The organism is Mesorhizobium sp. B2-5-7, assembly GCF_006440875.1.
GTDB lineage: Bacteria > Pseudomonadota > Alphaproteobacteria > Rhizobiales > Rhizobiaceae > Mesorhizobium > Mesorhizobium australicum.
This window is the reverse complement of the sequence record NZ_VFUO01000002.1, coordinates 312,653-332,654: the sequence shown is the minus strand read 5'-3', so window position 1 is coordinate 332,654 and position 20,002 is coordinate 312,653. Positions and strand designations below refer to the sequence as shown.

At 63.2% G+C, this 20,002-nt stretch carries 24 protein-coding genes; 4 read left to right on the top strand and 20 right to left on the bottom strand.

The window, feature by feature from the left end:
- Positions 1-6: 6 nt before the first annotated feature.
- The 9 genes from tilS to ybgC form a co-directional block, all read right to left on the bottom strand.
- On the bottom strand, positions 7-1,374 hold the full coding sequence (tilS, locus tag FJ543_RS09050; RefSeq protein ID WP_140875530.1) for a tRNA lysidine(34) synthetase TilS: 1,368 nt from the start codon (positions 1,372-1,374) through the stop codon (positions 7-9).
- Positions 1,375-1,432: 58 nt separating this feature from the next.
- Positions 1,433-2,527 (bottom strand): tol-pal system protein YbgF, encoded by a 1,095-nt coding sequence (gene ybgF, locus FJ543_RS09045; protein WP_140874767.1) that lies wholly within the window; start codon positions 2,525-2,527, stop codon positions 1,433-1,435.
- Between the two features lie 212 nt (positions 2,528-2,739).
- Positions 2,740-3,246 carry a peptidoglycan-associated lipoprotein Pal gene (gene pal, locus FJ543_RS09040; protein WP_015315272.1) on the bottom strand — a complete coding sequence of 169 codons (507 nt, stop codon included), beginning with the start codon at positions 3,244-3,246 and terminating at the stop codon, positions 2,740-2,742.
- A gap of 258 nt (positions 3,247-3,504) precedes the next feature.
- Positions 3,505-3,882 (bottom strand): four helix bundle protein, encoded by a 378-nt coding sequence (locus tag FJ543_RS09035; protein ID WP_140662648.1) that lies wholly within the window; start codon positions 3,880-3,882, stop codon positions 3,505-3,507.
- A gap of 32 nt (positions 3,883-3,914) precedes the next feature.
- Positions 3,915-5,186, bottom strand: a complete 1,272-nt coding sequence (gene tolB, locus FJ543_RS09030; RefSeq protein ID WP_224531044.1) for a Tol-Pal system beta propeller repeat protein TolB — start codon at positions 5,184-5,186, stop codon at positions 3,915-3,917.
- A gap of 78 nt (positions 5,187-5,264) precedes the next feature.
- Positions 5,265-6,422, bottom strand: coding sequence for a TonB family protein (locus FJ543_RS09025; RefSeq protein WP_015315269.1), 1,158 nt, complete (start codon positions 6,420-6,422; stop codon positions 5,265-5,267).
- A 7-nt stretch (positions 6,423-6,429) separates the two neighbouring features.
- Positions 6,430-6,885 carry a protein TolR gene (gene tolR, locus FJ543_RS09020; RefSeq protein WP_015315268.1) on the bottom strand — a complete coding sequence of 152 codons (456 nt, stop codon included), beginning with the start codon at positions 6,883-6,885 and terminating at the stop codon, positions 6,430-6,432.
- Positions 6,886-6,894: 9 nt separating this feature from the next.
- Positions 6,895-7,605, bottom strand: coding sequence for a protein TolQ (tolQ, locus tag FJ543_RS09015; RefSeq protein ID WP_015315267.1), 711 nt, complete (start codon positions 7,603-7,605; stop codon positions 6,895-6,897).
- Between the two features lie 270 nt (positions 7,606-7,875).
- Positions 7,876-8,355: a tol-pal system-associated acyl-CoA thioesterase gene (ybgC, locus tag FJ543_RS09010; protein ID WP_015315266.1), complete on the bottom strand. Its 480-nt coding sequence runs from the start codon at positions 8,353-8,355 to the stop codon at positions 7,876-7,878.
- A gap of 54 nt (positions 8,356-8,409) precedes the next feature.
- Here ybgC and FJ543_RS09005 point away from each other — a divergent pair, with 54 nt between their 5' ends.
- On the top strand, positions 8,410-9,660 hold the full coding sequence (locus FJ543_RS09005) for a cellulase family glycosylhydrolase (RefSeq protein WP_140874765.1): 1,251 nt from the start codon (positions 8,410-8,412) through the stop codon (positions 9,658-9,660).
- Between the two features lie 25 nt (positions 9,661-9,685).
- Here the strand turns inward: FJ543_RS09005 and FJ543_RS09000 are convergent, their stop codons facing one another.
- From FJ543_RS09000 to FJ543_RS08965, 8 genes are all read right to left on the bottom strand, one after another.
- Positions 9,686-10,582 (bottom strand): metallophosphoesterase, encoded by an 897-nt coding sequence (locus FJ543_RS09000; RefSeq protein ID WP_140874763.1) that lies wholly within the window; start codon positions 10,580-10,582, stop codon positions 9,686-9,688.
- Positions 10,583-10,792: 210 nt separating this feature from the next.
- Positions 10,793-11,830 (bottom strand): Holliday junction branch migration DNA helicase RuvB, encoded by a 1,038-nt coding sequence (gene ruvB, locus FJ543_RS08995; RefSeq protein WP_015315263.1) that lies wholly within the window; start codon positions 11,828-11,830, stop codon positions 10,793-10,795.
- Between the two features lie 43 nt (positions 11,831-11,873).
- Positions 11,874-12,491, bottom strand: a complete 618-nt coding sequence (ruvA, locus tag FJ543_RS08990; protein ID WP_140874761.1) for a Holliday junction branch migration protein RuvA — start codon at positions 12,489-12,491, stop codon at positions 11,874-11,876.
- A 28-nt stretch (positions 12,492-12,519) separates the two neighbouring features.
- A complete protein-coding gene (locus FJ543_RS08985; RefSeq protein ID WP_140822584.1) occupies positions 12,520-12,939 on the bottom strand; it encodes a type II toxin-antitoxin system VapC family toxin in 420 nt (139 codons plus the stop codon).
- Positions 12,917-13,186 carry an AbrB/MazE/SpoVT family DNA-binding domain-containing protein gene (locus tag FJ543_RS08980; RefSeq protein WP_015315260.1) on the bottom strand — a complete coding sequence of 90 codons (270 nt, stop codon included), beginning with the start codon at positions 13,184-13,186 and terminating at the stop codon, positions 12,917-12,919. Before FJ543_RS08980 ends, FJ543_RS08985 begins: the two co-directional genes overlap by 23 nt.
- Before the next feature lie 55 nt (positions 13,187-13,241).
- Positions 13,242-13,751, bottom strand: coding sequence for a crossover junction endodeoxyribonuclease RuvC (gene ruvC, locus FJ543_RS08975; protein WP_015315259.1), 510 nt, complete (start codon positions 13,749-13,751; stop codon positions 13,242-13,244).
- 92 nt (positions 13,752-13,843) lie between these two features.
- Positions 13,844-14,377 (bottom strand): DUF1465 family protein, encoded by a 534-nt coding sequence (locus tag FJ543_RS08970; protein WP_015315258.1) that lies wholly within the window; start codon positions 14,375-14,377, stop codon positions 13,844-13,846.
- Positions 14,378-14,750: 373 nt separating this feature from the next.
- Positions 14,751-15,143: a hypothetical protein gene (locus tag FJ543_RS08965; RefSeq protein ID WP_015315257.1), complete on the bottom strand. Its 393-nt coding sequence runs from the start codon at positions 15,141-15,143 to the stop codon at positions 14,751-14,753.
- A 327-nt stretch (positions 15,144-15,470) separates the two neighbouring features.
- Here FJ543_RS08965 and FJ543_RS08960 point away from each other — a divergent pair, with 327 nt between their 5' ends.
- Positions 15,471-16,022, top strand: a complete 552-nt coding sequence (locus tag FJ543_RS08960; RefSeq protein WP_140616634.1) for a DUF2269 family protein — start codon at positions 15,471-15,473, stop codon at positions 16,020-16,022.
- A gap of 13 nt (positions 16,023-16,035) precedes the next feature.
- Here FJ543_RS08960 and FJ543_RS08955 read toward each other — a convergent pair whose 3' ends face one another.
- The 3 genes from FJ543_RS08955 to FJ543_RS08945 all read right to left on the bottom strand — a co-directional run bounded on the left by FJ543_RS08955 (position 16,036) and on the right by FJ543_RS08945 (position 18,184).
- Positions 16,036-16,806 carry a sulfite exporter TauE/SafE family protein gene (locus FJ543_RS08955; protein ID WP_015315255.1) on the bottom strand — a complete coding sequence of 257 codons (771 nt, stop codon included), beginning with the start codon at positions 16,804-16,806 and terminating at the stop codon, positions 16,036-16,038.
- Positions 16,807-16,911: 105 nt separating this feature from the next.
- Positions 16,912-17,640 (bottom strand): class I SAM-dependent methyltransferase, encoded by a 729-nt coding sequence (locus FJ543_RS08950; protein ID WP_140874759.1) that lies wholly within the window; start codon positions 17,638-17,640, stop codon positions 16,912-16,914.
- A 91-nt stretch (positions 17,641-17,731) separates the two neighbouring features.
- Positions 17,732-18,184 carry an Lrp/AsnC family transcriptional regulator gene (locus FJ543_RS08945; RefSeq protein WP_015315253.1) on the bottom strand — a complete coding sequence of 151 codons (453 nt, stop codon included), beginning with the start codon at positions 18,182-18,184 and terminating at the stop codon, positions 17,732-17,734.
- A 132-nt stretch (positions 18,185-18,316) separates the two neighbouring features.
- Here FJ543_RS08945 and FJ543_RS08940 point away from each other — a divergent pair, with 132 nt between their 5' ends.
- Complete coding sequence (locus FJ543_RS08940; protein WP_140874757.1) at positions 18,317-19,222, top strand: DMT family transporter; 906 nt, start codon at positions 18,317-18,319, stop codon at positions 19,220-19,222.
- A gap of 131 nt (positions 19,223-19,353) precedes the next feature.
- Complete coding sequence (locus FJ543_RS08935; RefSeq protein ID WP_140719987.1) at positions 19,354-20,001, top strand: thiamine phosphate synthase; 648 nt, start codon at positions 19,354-19,356, stop codon at positions 19,999-20,001.
- Position 20,002 lies beyond the last annotated feature (1 nt).

The following is a 20,002-nucleotide window of genomic DNA, read 5'->3' as shown; positions in this document are numbered from 1 at the left end:
CCAGCATCAACCGGCACTAGGGCCACGCAATGGCAGGGCGGGAAGCGGCGCCGCGCCGATCAACCCGGCGACGGCGCGCGCCGGGGCCAGGTCGAAGGACGGCAGGAAGCGGGCAAAGGGAGCAACGACCGGCGAGGCCGCGAACCCTTGCGATGTCGGCCTATCAGGCTCCGGACCCACCTTCTCGACGGCTTGCAGCCATCCTGGTTCCGCCGCCAATGCCGCGCGCAGCAGGCTTGGCGGGGTTTCGTCCCGGCCTACAGCCAGCCGCTTCGCCGCCATTGCCCCGAATGGCGCGATCAACAATGCGCCGCCGGCGTCGTTCAATGTGATTTGGCGGCGCCCATCCCAGATGGCGCCGTCGATCGTTGCCGCCGCCGCCGGCAAACCGCGCATCTCCCGACGCAGGAAGATGCCGGCGCGCCGGAAGTCGACCACTGTCCGCGACAATGTGGCGCAAAGAAATCCGGCTTTCAGCCGGGCGAACAACGCCTCGCCGCGGGCTTGGTCCGGCAGGAAGGCAATCCCGCCTGACGTCGCCAGGAGAACGCGCAGTGCGTATACGGCCGCCCGATCGGCGCCGGCGCCGAGCAGGGCCGGATCGAGCCGGATGAGGCCCGCCGCCGGCTGGCTGGCAAAGCGCTCGATCAGACGGGCGGCCTCACCGCCAAGCCGCGTCCGGTCGCCGGCCTGCCGCGCGGCCAACGCCAGCGCGTCGTTCATGCGCTGCGCGCCGGCCTCCCCGGCAAGGGCTGCGCGCATGCGCGGCCGCTCGAAGGCTTCATCGGCATTGGTCGGGTCCTCGGCCCAGCCGACCTGTTGGCGCCGCAGGAAATCGCGCAGCGCATCGCGCCGCACGCTAAGAAGCGGTCGCACGATCCAGTCGCGCCAGTCATGCAGGGTGGCGGGCGCCATGCCGGCGAGGCCCCGTCCCTCGTCGCGGGTCGCATCGTTGCGATCGCGCCGCATCAGCACCGTCTCGGCCTGGTCGTCCGCTGTATGTCCGGTCACGATCAGGCCGATGCCTTCCGCCCGGGCGGCGCTGGCCAGCAGCTGGTAGCGCGCCTCGCGCGCCGCCGCCGGCAGGCCGGTCGACGGCTTGGCGCCGGACCAGGCCAGCATGCGGTGGGCGATGTCGCGATCCGCGCAAAGCTTCGCCACGGTCCGCGCCTCATCAGCCGAACCTTGCCGCAAGCCGTGGTCGATTGTGACCGCGAGCAGCTTCGCGGACGGTGCGGTTTTGTCGAGATGCTGTTTGAGAAGGAGAAGGAGCGCAGTCGAGTCGCTGCCCCCGGATACGGCCGCTACGGCGCCGTTGGAAAAATCGATATGCGAAAAGAGTCCGGTCGAAAGATCAGGCCCGGTATCGAGCATCAATCCATGTCGCCAAAAAGCGGTCCCGGTTTTGGGACTACGAGACCCCCAGAAAAAATCAGCACGCAGCCAGGGCCTTCTCCTGCTTGACGCGTTCCTTGAGTGTGCTGGAAATATCGGGATAGCGCTTGCCGACCTCGCTGAAGGTGGCGCAGGCAACATCGTGCTGCTTGAGACCGACCAGCGACACGCCCAGCTTCAACAGCATGTCGGGCGCCTTCTTGGCTTTGGGATAATCCTTGCTGGCGGCGAGGAACACTTCCGCCGCATCGCGGTATTTCTGCTGGCCAAGCAGCGATTCCCCCAGCCAGTAATGCGCGTCCGCCGCCTTCGCGTCCTTGGGGAAGCGCGAGATATGATCGCGGAAACCCTGTTCGGCGGTGCCGTAGTCACCCGACAGGATGAACTGGTAGGAGTTGCGATAAAGCTCTTCGGGATTGTTGGTCGCGGGCAGCGCCGCGACCACCGTGCCGCCGGACTTGCCGGCCTTGGCCGGCGCGCTGGCGGCTGGTGCCGTGTCCTGTGCCGGCGCGGTTGCCTGCGTGCTGCCGTCGGCATCGATCACATTGCCGTTCTTGTCGACAGTGATGGACCCAAAGGTCTTTTCGGGCGCTCCCTTGCCGGGGATCACCTTGCCGGGGTCACCGTCGGGTGATTCGACGATGACGTCCTCGACCGTCTTGCCGCCTGTGGATTGATCGCCGCCCGGCGCGGCCCCGGCATCGGCCGGCGCCTGGGTTGCCGGGGCCGAGGCCACGTCGGTGTTGGTTCCGGTGGTGGCATCTGATTTCTTCTGCGCCGGCGGTTGTCCACCTTGCGAGCCGCCTTCAAGCTGCTGGAAGCGGAACTCGTTGTCTTCCTGCTGTTTGCGGATCTGCTCCTGCATCTGCAGGATCTGGAAATTGAGTTCCTCGACCTTGCCGGTCAGCTGCCGCATTTGGTCCTCGAGCCCGGTCACGCCGGCGCCGCTCGACTGCGCGAGCTGGACTTGATCCTGCTTTTTCTTCTCGCCGAAAAGGCTGGGCAACTCGAGTGTCGGCAGATGGAAGGAAAAGCCGGTCTCGGCTGATTGCCCTGTACCGCTCGCCGAAGCGGTTACGCCTGATAGGAGCAGCAGCGCCAGCGTGCCGCTCAGAACCGATCTCAAATGCATGTGTCTCTCGCCGTCCAATCGTTAGCTTGTTCGCGCCTTCCAATCGATGTGAGACCAGCCAAGCGCCCTCGGCTCATAGCAGGGCGCGAGACTTCGGCCAAATTTTGTTTCGGGTGTCAGGACATGAAAAAGGCGGCCCGAGGACCGCCTTTCGCAAAGAGGTGTTGTATTTTTGCCATCTGTGCCGTGCGCGCCTTTCGGCGCGCGACGCCTCAGGAACCAGCGCCGCTGAGCGTGGTGACGGCGCGGCGGTTCTGCGACCAGCAGGAGATGTCGTCGCATACGGCGACCGGACGTTCCTTGCCGTAGGAAATCGTCTTGAGACGGCTCGCCGAAACGCCCTTGGAAACCAGGAAGTCGCGCGTGGCGGCGGCACGGCGGGCACCGAGCGCCAGATTGTATTCGCGCGTGCCGCGTTCGTCGGCATGGCCTTCGACGACGATGGCATACTGCTTGTACTGGTTCAGCCACTGTGCCTGGCGCGACAGCGTCGTCTGTGCGTCGGCACGGATCGAGGTCGAGTCCGTATCGAAGAAGATGCGGTCGCCGATGTTGACGGTGAAGTCCTGTGCCGAGCCGGGTGTTGCGGCACCCGCGCCATTGAGGCCAAGGTCAGCGGCGCTGTTCGGCGTCTTCTTCGAAGCGCAACCGGTGATGGCGAGCATCGCCACCAGCGCGATCATGGCCGGGTTTCTGGTCAGTGCTGCGATACGGCCCATGCCGCCTCTCCTTCGTATTCGAGTGATCATGTTTCGAGTGATTTCGTTGATCACCCAGTAACCACGTTTGGGTTAACCGGCATTCAAGAAACACGGTTAAAATTTGGTTTAGGCTGCCCGTCCGCAGCTGTTTTGTCATAGGCCACAGTTGGCGCGGACCCTAGGCGGAAATGCGGCCAAAACGCGACGAAGGCATGGAAAAGGGGAATGTAAGGGGGAATTGAAGAGTTGGAGAACTGAAGAATTGAAGAAGGATGTTCACCCTAGCTTCACTCTGAGGTTCACCAGCATTCCGTACACCTGGCCATACGATTGTAGCCACTCGTCCCGTTGCGCCTGCGAGATGTATTCGAGATCGAACGCGTATGAAATCCACGTCTCCACTTCACTGCACGATCCTATGGCCATCGAAATGAACCGGGCAAATTCAGCTTTGGAGTGGGTCTGTTTTGCAAATCCCTCGGCCAGATTGGCGCAAATCCCTTTGCTGGAACGCCGCAACTGATCGGCCAGCGCGTATTGCTCTATCTTGGGAAAAGCGAGGGTGGCCTTGTGAACCGCCAGAGAGACCACGTAAGCGCGCTTGTAGACCTCTAGATCCTTTGCTCGCTTAACGTAGCCCTCTGCTTTCACCATCTCTTCAATTCTTCAGTTCGCCAATTCCCGTTCTATTCCAGCAGCGGTGACCAAGCCGGATCCGAAGCAAAATTCGTCGTCGGGATCGGCTGCTCGTTGCGGCCGGTGAGATCGACGGAAACCAGTTTCGGGCCGCCATTGGCGTCGCGGAAGAACATCAGCACGCGGCCATTCGGCGCCCAGGTCGGGCCTTCCTGCTGGAAGCCGGACGACAGGATGCGCTCGCCCGAGCCATCGGTCTTCATGACGCCGATCTGGAATTCGCCACCGCTCTGCTTGGTGAAAGCGATGAGGTCGCCGCGCGGCGACCACACCGGCGTCGAATAGACGCCGTCGCCGAAGGAGATGCGGGTCTGGCCCGATCCGTCGGCGCCCATGACGTAGATCTGCGCGCGACCGCCACGGTCGGAGGTGAACACCACCTTGCTGCCGTCGGGCGAGTAGGAAGGCGAGGTGTCGATGGCGGTCGAGTTGGTCAGCCGCGTCGTCGAACGGCTGCGCAGGTCCATGGCGAAGATGTTGGAATTGCCGTCGTCGCGCAGCAGGCTCATGATCACCTTCTGGCCGTCGGGCGAGAAGCGCGGTGCAAAGGTCATGCCTGGAAAATTGCCGACCAGCTCACGCTGCCCGGTCTCGATCTGCAGGAGATAGACCCTGGGCTGGCCGCTCTCATAGGACATGTAGGTGATTTCCTGCCGGTTCGGCGAGAAGCGCGGCGTCAGCACGATCGACCTGCCGTCCGAAAGGTAGCGGACGTTGGCGCCATCCTGGTCCATGATGGCGAGGCGCTTCTTGCGCGCGTTCTTGGCGCCGGACTCGTCGATGAACACGACACGCGTGTCGAAATAGCCCTTCTCGCCGGTCAGCCGTTCATAGATGGCGTCGGCGATGATGTGGGCGACGCGGCGCTGATTGGCGTCGTTGGCGAAGAACTGCTCGCCGGCCATCTGCTGCCCCGCGAATGTGTCCCACAGCCGGTACTGGGCGCGGATGCGGCCGTCTGCTTCCTTGCTGACGCTGCCGGTGACCAGAGCCTGCGCATTGATCACCTTCCAGTCGTCGAAGCGGGGGGTTGCGTCCGGATTGGCGATCTTCTCGATGAAGGCGCTCTTGTCGATCGGCGCGAACAGGCCGGAGCGCTTCAAGTCGGCGGTGACGATCTGGGAAATCTGCGCGCCAAGTGCGTCGCCGCCCTGGAAATCGGTGATGGCGATCGGCAACGGCTCGACATTGCCCTTGTTGACGTTGAGTTCGACCAGCGCCCAGGCAGGCATCGGAACGATGGCCGTCATGCCCAGCGCCATGGCTGCAATCGTCAGGAGCGGCTTGAGGATTGATTTCATGTCTTCTCGCTTCTCATACTGATCTTCGGATATCAGGGCCTAGAGGCCGAGCATCTCCCTTGGGTCGAATGTGACCCGGATGTCGTTCCAGATGTCCTGCTTGCCGGCGGGAACCTGCAGGCCGGCCATGTCGCATTTCTGAACCGCGCGCACCGCGCTCTCGTCGAACTGCCTGTTGCCGCTCGACGTTTCAACGGAAGGACGGCCGTCGAGCTTGCCGGAGTTGTTCAGGTTGAAACGGACGACGACGACGAAATTCTCCGAACCTTCAAGCCCGGCCGGCAAGGTCCAGCAACCGCCGAGCTGGCTTTCCAGGGCGCCCTGCTCCGACTTCGACAGCTTCTGGCCCTGATCCTTGTCGCCGCCGAGCGACGCTTGCTGCGTCGAGCGCTTGGCGCCGCCGCCGGACGGCTTCTGCTTGTCGAGCAGCGCCGATATCTCGTTGGCGTTGAACTGCTTGTCGTCCGACTTTGGTTTGGACGAGGCTTCCTTGACTGGCTTGTCGGCATCCTTGCGTTCCGGCGCCTTGGCGCTTTCGGCCTGTGCCGGCTGCGGCTTCGGCCGGGCCTCCGGCGCGGGCGCCGAATTCGGCAACTGCGTCTCCTCGGTGGGCGGGTCCTTGGCTATGGCCTCGGCGACGGCGTCGGGCTTGACCTCGGGCGTCGGATCGATGGCGGCGGTCTTGTCCTGCGGCGGCGGTGTCGGCGCGGGCTTTGCCGGAGTGGGCTTTGGCTCGGTCTGCTTGACCGGCTCAGGCTTGACCTCTTCCTTGGGCGTCGGCGCTGGCGCCACTTCCGTCGCCGGAATGGGCTTGGGCTTTTCCTGCGGCTTCGGCACGTCCTCGGTCTTCGGGATTTCCTTCGGGGTCGGTGCTGGCGCCGGAGCCGAGGTCGTGTCGACGGGTTTCGGCTTGGCTTCAGGCGTTATCGGCTTGTCGGTGTCGACGCTGTTTTCGCCGACCTTCTGTGCATTCGGCACGATATCGGGACGCTGCGTCGGCAACGGCGCCGGCTTTTCATGCATCACGGCCTTCTTGTCGCCCTGCAGGGTCTGCGCAATGGCTTCCATCGGCACGATATCGACCGCGACGGACTCGACATCGGCGGACGGAAGCGCGGCCGGCGCCGACAGCGTGAACAGGCCGAAGGCCAGCACCGCCGTATGCAAGATCACCGATGTGGTGAGGCCGGTCCTCATCGTGTGTCTATTGATCCTGTTCCTGCAGTGAAACCAGGCCGATGTTCTTGTAGCCAGCGGCCGAAATGCGGGCCATCACCTTCATCGCCGTGCCGTAGTCCGTCGACCTGTCGCCGCGGATGAAGATGCGCTCTTCATAGCCGGTCTTCGAAATCGCCTGCAGCTTGGCCACCAGCTCCTCGATCGGAATCTCGGTTTCCTGCAGGAAGATCTTGCCGGTCGCATCGATCGAGACGGTGATCGGCTGGGTGTCGGCATTCATCGCCTTGGCCTGCGTGTCGGGCAGGTCGATCGGCACGCCGACCGTCAGCATCGGTGCGGCGACCATGAAGATGATCAGCAGCACCAGCATCACGTCGACCATCGGCGTAACATTGATCTCCGACATCAATGCATGGTGACGGCCGCGCCGTCGATGACCCCTGCCGCCACGTCCACCACCTGCGCCTACAGACATTCCCATGATCGTCCCTCAGGCCTTCGGCGCGACTTTTTCATCGATTTGGCGCGAGAGTATGGCGGAGAACTCGTCGGAGAACCCCTCCATCCGCACGGCGATCTTGCTCGCATCCGATGACAGCTTGTTATAGGCGATGACCGCCGGAATGGCGGCGAGCAGGCCGATGGCCGTCGCCAGCAGCGCCTCGGCGATGCCGGGCGCGACCACCGCGAGACTGGTGTTCTTTGAGCCGGCGATGGCCTGGAACGAGGTCATGATGCCGATGACGGTGCCGAACAGGCCGATGAAAGGTGCCGCCGAGCCGGTGGTGGCAAGAAAGCCGAGGCGGCCCTCCAGCTTTTCCATCTCACGGGTCAGCGCCAGGTCCATGGCCTTGTCGATGCGGGTCTGCAGGCCGAGCGGCGACTTGGCGCCCTTCTCGAAACTCTTCTTCCATTCGCGCATGGCGGCGACGAAGATGGCGCCCATGCCTGTCGTCTTGCGGTCGGCAAGGGTGCGATAGAGCTCCTCCAGCGACTGCCCGGACCAGAAAACCTGCTCGAAGCGGTTCAGCGCCAGGCGCATGCGGCCATAGGCAACCAGCTTGTCGACGATGATCGCCCAGGTCCACACCGAGGCGCAGAGCAGCCCGATCATGACCAGCTTGACCACCCAGCTGGCCTGCATGAACAAGGCCCAAATCGACAATTGCGCGCCCGGTTCGGCGAGTGCGATATTTTCCATCGTTACGTCCTTAAGATTTTCCGGGCGAAGCTGGCGGCTGGCCCATGGCATCCCTTGTGGTCGGTTCGCACGAAGCTACCGGACACCCCAAACCGTGCCGTTAGCGGCCTTTTCGGGGCAAATATTGGTGAAAGGAAGGCGCTGGATAACGCCAATCTTCACCAATCTCTTCATGAACCGTTATGGTTAAGGATGGGTTAGTCCGTAAGGCGCGGCGCATTGCCGCGCCCCAGCGGCGGCGCTGGCGAAGTCGGCACGCGATCCGTCCAATCAGTCCTGGGGAACGACCTTGGGCATGAACGCCGCCACCCATTCCCTGGGAAAACGCCTCGGCCGGCCGTTCTCGCCGATGATCGCCGCCTCGACCTTGGCCTCGACCAGCACCTCTTCGCCGCGCTTGAGCTGCTGCGCCATGAAGATACGCGCGCCGGAGATGGTCTCGGTGCGGGTGTCGACGGTCAGGATGTCATCGATACGGGCCGGGATGCGGAAGTCGATCTCCATGCGGCGCACCACCCACACGATCTTCTCGCCGTGCTTGCCGTCGGCGAGTTCGGTGTGATGCACGCCGGTGAGCCTGAGATAGTCGGAGCGGCCGCGCTCGAGGAATTCCAGATAGCGCGCGTGATAGACGACACCCGAGAAATCGGTATCGGCATAATAGACCCGCGCCATCAGCCGGTGGCCGAACGCGGTCAGCGCACCGGAAAGCCCTGCCAGCAATGCCGCGGATTCACCATGATCGCCCATTGCGCTTCCCTTTTGGATGCCGACGCGGCAGGTATTTTTTGGCGGATGAACCCGATGGCACTGTTGACGACGATGATCAAGACCTTGATGGCGGTCGTGCTGGCGCTGGCCGCTTCTACACTCTCGGGTGGGGCGGCGACCTTCTCCATGAAGCGCGGTCTCAATCTCGACCAGTGGGTCACCTGGCCCGGCGAGGACCAGTGGGGTGATGCCAAGGCCATCCTGCCCTACCCGGAATGGCGCAAATTCCTCAACGAGGACGACCTCAAGGCGCTGAAGGATGCCGGCTTCGATTTCCTGCGCATGCCGGTCGATCCGTCGCCTTTTCTCTCGGACAAGACAACGGACCTTCGTGACCAACTCAATGCCAGCGTGCTGGACTCGGCGCGCATGATCAATCGCGCCGGACTGAAGGTCATCGTCGACATGCACCTGACCCCGGCCGGCGGCGGCCGCAAGATCGGCATGGGCGAAGTGATGGACGACCCCGCGACCTTCGACCGCTATGTCGAGGTGGTTCGCGGCATGGCGCGCACGCTGGCCGCCGAAGATCCCGAGAAGGTCGCTTTCGAACCCATGAACGAGCCGATCGTCGATTGCGACAGCGACGGCACCAGCCTGTGGCCCGACCGCCAGCGCAAGCTGTTCGCGGCGGCGCGCGCCTCGGCGACGAAACTGACGCTGATCCTGACCGGAGCTTGCTATTCCGCTGCTTCGTCTCTGGAAAAGATCGACCCCAAGACGATCCCCGACGACAACGTCATCTGGACCTTCCACTCCTATGACCCGTTCCTGCTCACTCATCAGGGCGCGACCTGGGCCAGCGACTTCATTCCCTATGTGACCGGCCTGCCCTATCCTTTGACCGCGGTGCCGAAGGCGCAGCTTGATGTGACGCTGGACACCATCCGCGCCCGGATCAAGGCCGAGGCGCCGTGGACACGGCAGCATGGCCTGCTTGCCTATCTCGACGAGCAGGTCGCCAGCATGGACAGCGCCGACAAGCTGCTTGGCCTGATGGATGCGCCGTTCAAGGCTGTCGAGGCTTGGGCGAGGGCCAACGGCATCAAGCCGGAAGACATCACGCTGGGCGAGTTCGGCATGATCCGCCAGGAGTATGGCAATGCCTATGTGATGCCGGCCGAGTATCGGGCCGCCTATGTCAGGGACATGATCGCTCGGGCCGAAGCACATGGCTTCTCATGGTCGGTGTGGAGCTATGGCGGGGCTTTCGGTATCGTCGACGCGTTCAATGGCGACAAGGCCGAGCCTGACGTGCTGGACACAATCCGAAGCCTGCCATGACCCGAAGCCTGCCATGACGCGCCGGTCAGCCGAGGTCTATCTGCAGGATTTCCGGGCGCATTCCGAAACGGATCGGCAAATTGCTGAAGCCAAGCCCGCCCGAGACGATGAGGTTGCGGTCGTTCTCGACGACATGGCCATAGGCGTAGCGATTGCCGAACTGGGATGGCACGATCGGCGAATAGCCGAACAGCCGCACCTGCCCGCCATGGGTGTGTCCCGATAGCGTCAGCGACACACGCCACGGAACTTTTGGAAAAATGTCCGGTTCGTGCGCCAGCAGGATGACGGGCGCGGCGTCGCTGATTTTGGCCAGCGTGCCGTCGAGATCGTCCAATCCCCTGGGAGGCTCGTGCTTCTTTTTCGGCAACAGCGCCAACTGATCGGCGAGGCCCGCGATCCAGACGCCATGTCCGTCCTTTTCCAGACGCACGGCGTCGTTCTCCAGCACCGGGATGCCGGCTTTCTCCAGAGCCTTGCGCGCGATCGTCGGGCCGACTTCGGCCCGCTGCGCGAAGCCGTCGGCCCACCAGTCGTGATTGCCGAGGATCGACAGCACGCCGAGCGGCGCCTTGAGGCCCGACAGGGCGCCAGCCCATTCCGGCGGCGTCACCCTTTGCGACACCAGGCGCATGCCGGCTATGTAGTCGCCGAGCAGCACGATCAGGTCCGGCTGCAAGGCATTCGCCTCTTCGGCAAGCGAAGCGATCCGCTCCGGCGTCATCCACGGCCGGCAAGCATGGATGTCGGCGAGCGCGACGACGCGCAGCTTCAATCCGGCCGGCCAATGCGGTGGCGTCAGCGCATAGCGCTTCACATGCGTCAGCAGCATCGGCTCGATACCGACGGCGTAGGCGCTGAAGGAGGCGACCGACAGGAACGACCCGCCGATAAAGCGCAGGAACCCGCGTCTGGTTATCATCAAGTGGCTCCGGCACCTCATTTCGGCATGCGCTGCTACATGTCGCCCAAAAGCGATCTCGGTCGGGAGGAGGACATGCATGGATGCAGCGAACCCGATACAATCCAGCAATACGCCGGTAAGCCGGCGAAGATGAGGAGAATTTGCGCAGGCCCGTTCACTGATGCTTGATCGCTAGTCCGCGAAACCCGCGCCTGATCGCTTGCGTGGCTATTCTTCCTGGAACAGATTGATCTGCTGCTGCGCCAAATCCTTCGGCGCATCGAGGCCGAGATGGCGCCAGGCATTGGCGGTCAGCATGCGTCCGCGTGGTGTGCGCTGGATGAACCCCTGCTGGATCAGATAGGGCTCGATGATGTCCTCGATGGCATCGCGCGGCTCGGACAGGCCGGCGGCGATGGTCTCGATGCCGACCGGACCGCCGCCGAAATTACGGGCGATCATGCTGAGATAGCGGCGGTCGAGGGCGTCGAGGCCAAGCGCGTCGACTTCGAGCCGGGTCAAGGCCTCGTCGGCGATCAGGCGGTCGACATGGCCGTCGCCGGCCACCGAGGCGAAATCGCGCACGCGCCGCAGCAGCCGTCCGGCAATGCGTGGCGTGCCGCGCGCGCGCCGCGCGATTTCCAGCGCACCGTCGTCGCCGAGTGGCATCTGCAGGATGCGCGCGCCGCGCCGCACGATCTGCTCCAACTCCTCGACGGTGTAGAAGTTGAGCCGCACCGGGATGCCGAAGCGGTCGCGCAGCGGATTGGTGAGCAGGCCGAGCCGCGTGGTGGCGGCGACCAGCGTGAAGTGCGCTAGGTCGATCTTCACCGAACGCGCTGCCGGACCCTCGCCGATGATCAGGTCGAGCTGGAAATCCTCCATCGCCGGATAAAGGATTTCCTCCACCGCCGGGTTGAGCCTGTGGATCTCGTCGATGAACAGCACGTCGCCTTCTTCGAGATTGGTAAGCAATGCCGCGAGATCGCCGGCCTTGGCGATGACCGGCCCGGAGGTCGAGCGGAAATTGACACCGAGTTCGCGCGCCATGATCTGCGCCAGCGTCGTCTTGCCCAGCCCCGGCGGTCCGACGAACAGCACATGGTCGAGCGCTTCCTTGCGGCCCTTGGCGGCCTCTATGAAGACCTTGAGATTGGCCCGCACCGCCGCTTGGCCGACGAAATCGTCAAGCGTTTGCGGCCGCAGGGTCTGCTCGGCATCCTCGCCGCGCTTTTCCGGTGCAATGAGGCGGGGGGAAAGGCTCATGGGACCTTCCTTGCACAGGGCAGCGCCCCGGACAAGCGATGGCTCACCGTGCCAGTTCCTTCAACCCAAAACGGATCAGTTTGGACGCATCGGCGCCCTCGCCCGCCGTCTTCAGCGCTGCTGACACCGCATTGGCGGCGGTGTCGCGGGAATAGCCGAGATTGACCAGCGCCGAGACGGCGTCGGTGATCGGCGCCGGCGCTACGCCTTCGCCGAGTTCCTGCTTGAGCCCAATGGTGCCGGTGGTGCCCGCATAGGCCGGCGCCTTGGCCTTCAATTCGGTGACGATGCGCTCGGCCACCTTCTTGCCGACGCCGGGCGCGCGGGAAACCATGGCGATGTCGCGCAGTGCAATGGCATTGGCAAGGTCAGCCGGCGCCAGCGTCGACAGGATGGCCAGCGCCACCTTGGCGCCGACACCCGGCACATTGTTCATCAGCAGCCGAAACCATTCGCGCTCGAGCTGCGACTGGAAACCATAGAGCCGGATCATGTCCTCTCGCACATAGGTCTCGATGAACAGCACCACCGCTTCGCCAGGCGAAGGCAGCGCGGCAAGCGTGCGGGTCGAGCAGTACGCGACGTAGCCGACGCCGTGGATATCGACGAGACAATGGTCTTCGTCGACCTCGTCGAGCGTACCCTTGAGCTTGCCGATCATGCCAGATCTTTCATGGGAGATAAGCCCCTCATGGGTGCGTTTCCGGAGAGATGATATCGAGATCGGGGAAATAACTGCGATAGCGCGCGGCGTCGCGGGTCAAAAGACGATGTCCGGCAACAGCCGCATGAGCACCAATAAAGAAATCAGGCAAGATGCGTTCCCGAACGCCGCCGGCCCGGCGATAGCGGGAATGCGTGACGCCCGCAAGGAATGCCGCGTCCCAAGGTACAAGTTCGCGATCCATTTCGAGCATGTCGACGGCTCTTCGAAGCGCCGTCTCCGTCGGGATCAGCGGCGCGAGCTCAGACCAGACGATTGTATTGACGACCAATGCGCCGTCGCTACGACATGAAACGATTGCAGACGCTGACCATTCCGTCAGCGGCCCGGTTGGCCCCCAAACGTCGATGAGGACATTGGTGTCAATCAACGTCGAGATCTTCACGCGGGCCTCTCAACCACTCCATGTAAGCGTCGGCGGTCATGCCTCCCAGATCCAGTGTGCCCGCCATGCCGTGGAGAATATTCCTGAACCTGCGCGCGACTTCTTCATCGGACAGGTTTTCATTGACGGCAACGAGCCGAGCCCCTTCCTCGGTGGCCACGAACTCAACCTCGGAGCCCGGTCCGATGCCCAGATGGTCCCTTATCGGCTTGGGGATTGTGACTTGGCCCTTGGTGGTCACGCGCATGGTAATACCTCTAGGGTATTACTACGCGCGCAGCGTGAACAAGTCAAGAACATTGCTATTCGGCAAGCGCCATTCGGTAAGCGGCACTTTGCCGGTGATGCACGTGACAAATCGCGATGGCCAGCGCGTCGGCGGCATGTTCGGTGTCGAAGATCGCTTTCGGCAACAGCACCTTCACCATCATGTGGATCTGCTTCTTGTCGCCATGACCGACGCCGATCACCGCTTTCTTCACCGCGTTCGGCGCATATTCGGCGACGACGAGGCCGGCGCGCGCCGGCACCAGCATAGCGATGCCGCGCGCCTGGCCGAGCTTCAGCGTCGCCACGGCATCCTTGTTGACGAAGGTCTGTTCGACCGCGGCTTCATGCGGCATCGCCCGATGCAGGATCTCGGCAAGCCCGTCATGCAGCTGGCAAAGCCGCGTCGCCAGCGCCGCCTTGTCCTCCGAGCGCACGGTGCCCGCAGCAACAAAGCGCAAGGAATTGCCGAGGCTCTCGACGATGCCCCAGCCGGTGCGCCTGAGCCCCGGATCGATCCCGATGATGCGAATCGCGTCCCCCATGCCGTGAGTGTACCTCCGGCGGACAGCGATGCCAGCGAAAAGTGAACAAACCGGAAACATTTGCCCGACCAACCGGGAAGGCCTCGACGTTCTCAGTTTCGAGCGAACGCCGTGTTGAGCAAGCTGATCTGGTCCGATACCGGATTGGGCCGGCGAGCCACGGGCTGCATGTCGACCACGGCGCCTGCGCCATATATCTCTTCGTCCATGCGGCGCACCAATGCCTGCAGGCGCAACGACCGGTTGACGAGATCGAGAAAATCGGTCGGCAGTTCAGCCCAGCCGGCCGCCTCGTCATGGGCGGAAGCGGTGTCGAGACGCACCTTGGATTTTTCCGAAGCGACCTGATCGCGCGTCATCTCGCCGGAATTCGCCGCACGCTGCAAAAGCAGCCACGAGGCAACCTGCATCAGCCTGGTGGTCAGCCGCATCGATTCGGCCGCGTAGAGCGTGGCCGCCAGCCGCGACAGTTTCTTGGCCTCTGCCCGGCCCTTGCCGTCGAGATACTCCGCCGCCTGTTCGACCAGGCCCATGCCTTCCTGGTAAAGCGGTTTGAAGGAGTGCGAAAACACCCGGCGTTCCGCCAGCTTGACGGTTTTCGCAATGCCCTTCGAAGGCTCGTTCATTGATACGCCCCTGCACTTGCGACCGGCCGATTCGGCTCTCTGCCGATACACCCGTGACCCTATAAAACTGAAGCTTGAAAATGCGCTTCGTCCGGGGTGAAGGCAAGCACATGTTTAACAGAAGGTTAACGGCGTTCGGCCGTGCGGAATGCCGCCTGGGTGCGGACAAAAAAAGAGCCGCGGATAAGGCGGCTCTCAGGAGTTTAACAGGGAGGCGTCAAACAAAGTGGCTCCAACCACTCGGTAAGAATCCAGATCACTGGATGGACATAGTAAACGCCTGTAAAGCTTAATGAACCCTTAACGGCTCTGATGTTTTTTTACCCAACACCGTGCTCCTGTGCCGTAACAACACAGCCGCACCGGCTGGGTTTCAGCCTTCACTCAGGCTTTTTTTCCACACCACCGGCAAGGCGATGAAGGCAAACAGCAGCATGCCTGCGTAGAAGCCGATCGAAGATATCCCCAGCAACGGCTCGATCCCCGGATTTCCGGCAAGCAGTATATAAAGGCCGATCATCAGCCCGATGCCGCTGATTGCCGTCAGCCAGAAATGGACAAGGGCCAGCGTCTTTTGCCCGGCAGCCGGAAACAGGTGGTAAAAGAACGCGAAAACCGCCGACATCAACCAACCGGCCACCATCGTGTGGGCGTGGGTCGGCATCTGGCCGTGGTCTTCGCTGATCGCCATGTGGATGCCGAGCGCCATGCCGCACAACGCGTAGATGATCGCCAGCGTGAAGAAATTCCGTGCTACCCCTTGCATATTAGTCCCCCGAATTGCCTTTTTCCCAAGCTGGGAATGGGTTGATCGTCAGGCGAGCGCTGTCGCCGCCGGACTTCCGGCGTCGGCACTAGCATCGGCAGTGTTTCCGGACGATGTCGCTCCCCGACGCTGCCGACGATAGCAGAAAACCGGGCGGTGGGTTCATCATATTAGTCTCTCCTTTCGTTAGCCGGCAGCCTGAAACACAGCCGGTTTTTCCACGACATCGTCCTGAAACAGCCGCGGCGCTAAACGCTGCGGCATCGAAGCGGCGGGCGGGCAATGGCGCGGCCTCGCCAGCAACCATTGGACATCGGGGAAAAAGCCATGGATTGGTATTCCATCATCAAATTGCTGCACATCCTTTCGGCGATGCTTTGGGTCGGCGGCGGCTTCACGCTGATGGTGCTGGCGACGCTGGCGGATCGCGCCGGCAACATCCAGGGAACGCTGCAGGCGATGCGCGCCACTGGCGAACTGGGCAACCGCTTCTTCGCTCCGATGTCGATGCTGACATTGGTCTTCGGATTGATCATGTGCTCGTTCTGGGTCGGCTTCTCCGATCTCTGGGTCCTGATCGGGCTTGCCGGATACGCCACGACCTTCTGCATTGGCATGTTCGTCTTCAAGCCGACCGCCGACCGCATGGGCGCGATGATCGCCAGGGATGGCGTGACGCCTGCGGCACTTGGCTATGGACAGCGCATCCTGCGGGCGGCGCGCTTCGACTATGCGGTCATGCTCATCATCATCACCGACATGGTTCTGAAGCCTACCCTGCACGACGTCGGGATTCTCGCCGGCATGGTGGTGGTCCTTGCCGCCGGTGCCACAATGGCGCTCAGCCGGCCAAGACGCATGGTGCCCAGCGCCGCCTGACGCGGCTGGAGCGCTACATGATGCCGGCGATCCCGTCCCACAGAAGCTTCACTGCCACGACCGCCACGGTCGCATAGGTGAAGGGATAAAAAATTTCTGGCCGCATCCGCCGCACCAGCCAGGCACCGGCGATGGTCGACAGTGGCGCCAGCGGCATCAGCACGGCGGACGCCGTCAGATTGGCGGTGTCGAACTGGCCGAGCGCGAAATAGGGGATGAGTTTCAGGGCGTTGGTAGCGGCGAAGAAGATCGCTGCCGTGCCCGACAACACCTTGGGGTCGAGCCGGATCGGCAAGGCATAGACCTGGAAGGGCGGGCCGCCGACATGGGCGACGAAGCTGGTGAAGCCTGCGACCGTGCCCCATATGGCCGCGGCCACGCGATTAGGTGCGGCCGCATGGTCGGAACCATGACGAAATTGCAGGTAAAGCCAGCGCAGCACGAAGATGATGGCAACGGCGCCGACGATGAGCCGCACCGCTTCCTCGGTGACCAGTGCCGCCGTCAGCCAGCCAAGCCCGATGCCCACGATGGCGCCCGGCATCATGTCGACCAGCATCTTGCGGTCGTACACGCCCCACCATGTCCACACCGAGACGATGTCCATCAGGCACAGGATGGGCAGCAGGATGGCGGCCGCTTGAACCGGCGGCATGGTCAGCGCCATCAGCGGCACGCCGACGAAACCAACCGCGCCGCCGAAGCCGCCCTTGGACAGGCCGACCAGGATGACCGCCGGAATGGCGGCCGCGTAGAACCACGGATCGAGAAGCAGGCCTGACATGAGGAGGAACTGATCTGGAGGGAAAGCGCGTCGACGCCTGAATAGCCCACAATCTTGAGTCGAGCGACAGCAAAAGCAACCCGCGCGCCTCGCCATGCCCCTATTCTATCGGCACGCCGAAACCAGCAGGAACATCGGCCGCTCGAGTTCTTCCGCCAGGTCCGGTCTGGCCGCGATCTGCGCGTCCGTCGGACGGAATTCCTCGACATGCTCGATCGTGAAACCCGCGCGGATCAGGGCGTTGAGCGTGGTGCCGATGGTGCGGTGATGTTTCACCACCCCCTTGGCCAGCCAGTTGGTCTTGCGCGGCCCTTCCACCAGATACTGGTCGACAGGCCAGGTCCTTTTCCCCTCCCCATCGATCGACCAGCCCGGATTGGTCGGCGCCATGTAGATCGGATGCTCGGTCGAGAAGACGAAATGCCCGCCGGGCGACAGGGCTTCGTGCACGGCCCCGAACAGGCGCTCAATGTCTTCGACGTAATGCAAGGCGAGCGAACTGTAGGCGAGGTCGAAGCCGCCTTGCGGCAGGCTGAGCTGGTCGAGGTCGGCTCTCTCGTAGGTGATGCCGGTGTCCGGGCCGGCCGCTCTCGCACGGGCCAGCATCTTCTCCGACAGGTCCAGCCCAAGGACTTCCCTCGCTCCATTTTCATGTGCCCAGCGGCAGAACCAGCCAAAGCCGCAGCCGAGGTCGACGACCCTCAGGCAACCGACATCGGGCAGCATCGCGCGCAACGCCGGCCACTCGGCGGCACCATCCAGGCCTTCGACGGAGCGGCCAAGCTGGCTGTAGCCCGCGAAGAAATCGGGTTGATCATAAATGTTCTGCGCCATCTTTTTTTGGCTCCTCGGACGGTCATCCGGCGGAAGACTGACAGATGGTGGACTGGCCGCGCCTTTCCACCACTGCCATGCCGTGTCAAGCCTACGAGGCCGCCGGCAACCCCAGTGGCGGCGGTCGCCGCCGGATCGGCTGTGCCTTGATAATGGCGGTGCTGGTCTCGGCCTTGTCGGCGATGCGATCGAGAATGCCGTCGAGGTCGCCGATCGAGCGCACGAACAGCCGGGCGACGAAGCAGTCGTCGCCGGTCACCTTGTCGCATTCGCCAAACGCCTCAATCTCCTCGATCAATTTCTGAACGATGTGCAGCTTGCCCGGCAGAGGCTTGATCCGCACGATCGCCTGCAGCGTATAGCCGAGCGCCAGCGGATCGATCTCGACGGTGAACGCCCGGATGACGCCGCGCTCCTCGAGGCGCCGCAGCCGCTCCGAAACGCTCGGCGACGATAGCCCGACCTGGGCCGCCAGATCCTTCAGCGAGGTTCGCGCATCCCTGACCAGGATTTCCAGCAGATTTCGGTCTAAATCATCCAGCATTTTCTATTTCTCGTTGATTTCGAGCGGATGCCTAATTTAATTAGGCACTATCATTATATTGCCTTTCCTAGGAGATGGATAGCCCAGACCTCACATGAGATTATGCCGCCTCAACGGGTTCAGAGGCTTATTATGAACGATACGGTACGAGGCACGGTCGAAATGTCGGCCGCAATGGCGATCCTGGGAACGATCGGCTGGTTCGTCATCATGTCCGGTCAGCCGATCATGGATGTCGTGTTCTGGCGCTGCGCGTTCGGCGCGCTGACGCTGCTCTTCATCTGCGCTTCGCTTGGATTACTGCGCAACAGGCTGTCGTTGCGCGTCATCGGCCTTGCCGCGCTTGGGGGTGCGGCGATCGTCATCAACTGGCTGCTCTTGTTCAGCGCCTTCTCGCGCGCGTCGATCTCGATCGCCACCGCCGTCTACAACACGCAGCCTTTCATGCTGGTCGGCTTCGGCGCGCTCTTGTTCGCCGAGCGGCTGACATTGACCAAGCTGACATGGCTGGCAATCGCCTTCGCCGGCATGCTGCTGATCGTCGCCGCTGCTCCCGATGCCGCTGATGTCGGCACGAACTATTTCGCCGGCATCCTGATGGCTCTGGCCGCCGCCTTTTTCTGGGCCGTCGCGGCAATCGTCACCAAGAAGCTCAAGGGCACGCCACCGCATCTGATCGCGCTGATTCAGGTCTGCGTCGGCGTCGTCATGCTCGCGCCCTTCGCCAATTTCGCGCATCTCCCCGGCGATCCATGGAGCTGGGCCATGCTGGCAACGCTCGGCATCGTCCACACCGGCCTGATGTACATCCTTATGTACGGCGCCATCCAGAAGCTGCCGACGCATCTGCAGGGGTCGCTGTCCTTCATTTATCCGGTCGTTGCCATCCTGGTCGATGTCACCGCCTTCGGCCACCGGCTGCACCTCAGTCAGGTCGCCGGCGCCGCCGCCATCCTGATCGCGGCCGCCGGCATGAACCTCGGCTGGACATTGTGGAAACCGAGACCGGCCGCCGCGAGCCCCGAGCCGATCAGGTAAGGCGACGCGCCGGCTGCCCGGCGGATCAAAAATCGCGATCCGGCTGCCCGCCTGTTCAAAGCGGGCAGTTTGCTCTATGCCGCAATCCAACCATCTTCGCCCGGCATAGGCGAAACCCGGGATCGAAGACCATGAATGACGCAACGCCCCCCAACCGCTGCCGCATCGTGCTGATCGCGCCGTCCGGCGTGTCGGCGGATCGGATCACGGCCGCATTTGACGGCGGCGATGTCGCCTCGCTGATCCTGCCCGAGAACGGCATGGACGAGGCCTCCTTCCAGGCCTTCGCCGAGCGTATCGTGCCGGCCGCGCAGGCCGCCGGAGTGGCCGTCATTATCGCTGGCGACACCCGCATCGCGGGCCGCGTCCAGGCCGACGGCATCCATGTCGAGGTCTCCAAGGCCGAACTCGCCGAGACGATCGAACATTTCCAGGCGAAAATGACGGTCGGCGCCGGCGGCGCCAAGACGCGTGACGACGCGCTCGAACTCGGCGAAGCCCGGCCCGACTACATTTTCTTCGGCCGGTTCGGCTACGACAACAAGCCCGAGCCGCATCCGCGCAACCTGTCATTGGGGCAATGGTGGGCGCAGATGATCCAGATCCCCTGCATCGTCGAGGCCGGTTCCGATCTTGCCTCTGTCGAAACCGTGGCCGCCACCGGCGCCGAATTCGTCGCGCTGTCGAGCGCCGTGTTCGCCGACGGCATCGATCCGAAGGTGGCGATCGCCCGGGCCAATGCGCTGCTCGACGAAACAGCGCCGCGCCTTGAGGACTGAC

Excerpts from the sequence above, each read along its gene's own strand:
- tilS (WP_140875530.1), bottom strand. The coding sequence starts at position 1,374 with ATGCTCGATACCGGGCCTGATCTTTCGACCGGACTCTTTTCGCATATC.
- ybgF (WP_140874767.1), bottom strand. The coding sequence starts at position 2,527 with ATGCATTTGAGATCGGTTCTGAGCGGCACGCTGGCGCTGCTGCTCCTA.
- pal (WP_015315272.1), bottom strand. The coding sequence starts at position 3,246 with ATGGGCCGTATCGCAGCACTGACCAGAAACCCGGCCATGATCGCGCTG.
- FJ543_RS09035 (WP_140662648.1), bottom strand. The coding sequence starts at position 3,882 with ATGGTGAAAGCAGAGGGCTACGTTAAGCGAGCAAAGGATCTAGAGGTC.
- tolB (WP_224531044.1), bottom strand. The coding sequence starts at position 5,186 with ATGGCGCTGGGCATGACGGCCATCGTTCCGATGCCTGCCTGGGCGCTG.
- FJ543_RS09025 (WP_015315269.1), bottom strand. The coding sequence starts at position 6,422 with ATGAGGACCGGCCTCACCACATCGGTGATCTTGCATACGGCGGTGCTG.
- tolR (WP_015315268.1), bottom strand. The coding sequence starts at position 6,885 with ATGGGAATGTCTGTAGGCGCAGGTGGTGGACGTGGCGGCAGGGGTCAT.
- tolQ (WP_015315267.1), bottom strand. The coding sequence starts at position 7,605 with ATGGAAAATATCGCACTCGCCGAACCGGGCGCGCAATTGTCGATTTGG.
- ybgC (WP_015315266.1), bottom strand. The coding sequence starts at position 8,355 with ATGGGCGATCATGGTGAATCCGCGGCATTGCTGGCAGGGCTTTCCGGT.
- FJ543_RS09005 (WP_140874765.1), top strand. The coding sequence starts at position 8,410 with ATGGCACTGTTGACGACGATGATCAAGACCTTGATGGCGGTCGTGCTG.
- FJ543_RS09000 (WP_140874763.1), bottom strand. The coding sequence starts at position 10,582 with ATGATAACCAGACGCGGGTTCCTGCGCTTTATCGGCGGGTCGTTCCTG.
- ruvB (WP_015315263.1), bottom strand. The coding sequence starts at position 11,830 with ATGAGCCTTTCCCCCCGCCTCATTGCACCGGAAAAGCGCGGCGAGGAT.
- ruvA (WP_140874761.1), bottom strand. The coding sequence starts at position 12,491 with ATGATCGGCAAGCTCAAGGGTACGCTCGACGAGGTCGACGAAGACCAT.
- FJ543_RS08980 (WP_015315260.1), bottom strand. The coding sequence starts at position 13,186 with ATGCGCGTGACCACCAAGGGCCAAGTCACAATCCCCAAGCCGATAAGG.
- ruvC (WP_015315259.1), bottom strand. The coding sequence starts at position 13,751 with ATGGGGGACGCGATTCGCATCATCGGGATCGATCCGGGGCTCAGGCGC.
- FJ543_RS08970 (WP_015315258.1), bottom strand. The coding sequence starts at position 14,377 with ATGAACGAGCCTTCGAAGGGCATTGCGAAAACCGTCAAGCTGGCGGAA.
- FJ543_RS08965 (WP_015315257.1), bottom strand. The coding sequence starts at position 15,143 with ATGCAAGGGGTAGCACGGAATTTCTTCACGCTGGCGATCATCTACGCG.
- FJ543_RS08960 (WP_140616634.1), top strand. The coding sequence starts at position 15,471 with ATGGATTGGTATTCCATCATCAAATTGCTGCACATCCTTTCGGCGATG.
- FJ543_RS08955 (WP_015315255.1), bottom strand. The coding sequence starts at position 16,806 with ATGTCAGGCCTGCTTCTCGATCCGTGGTTCTACGCGGCCGCCATTCCG.
- FJ543_RS08950 (WP_140874759.1), bottom strand. The coding sequence starts at position 17,640 with ATGGCGCAGAACATTTATGATCAACCCGATTTCTTCGCGGGCTACAGC.
- FJ543_RS08945 (WP_015315253.1), bottom strand. The coding sequence starts at position 18,184 with ATGCTGGATGATTTAGACCGAAATCTGCTGGAAATCCTGGTCAGGGAT.
- FJ543_RS08940 (WP_140874757.1), top strand. The coding sequence starts at position 18,317 with ATGAACGATACGGTACGAGGCACGGTCGAAATGTCGGCCGCAATGGCG.
- FJ543_RS08935 (WP_140719987.1), top strand. The coding sequence starts at position 19,354 with ATGAATGACGCAACGCCCCCCAACCGCTGCCGCATCGTGCTGATCGCG.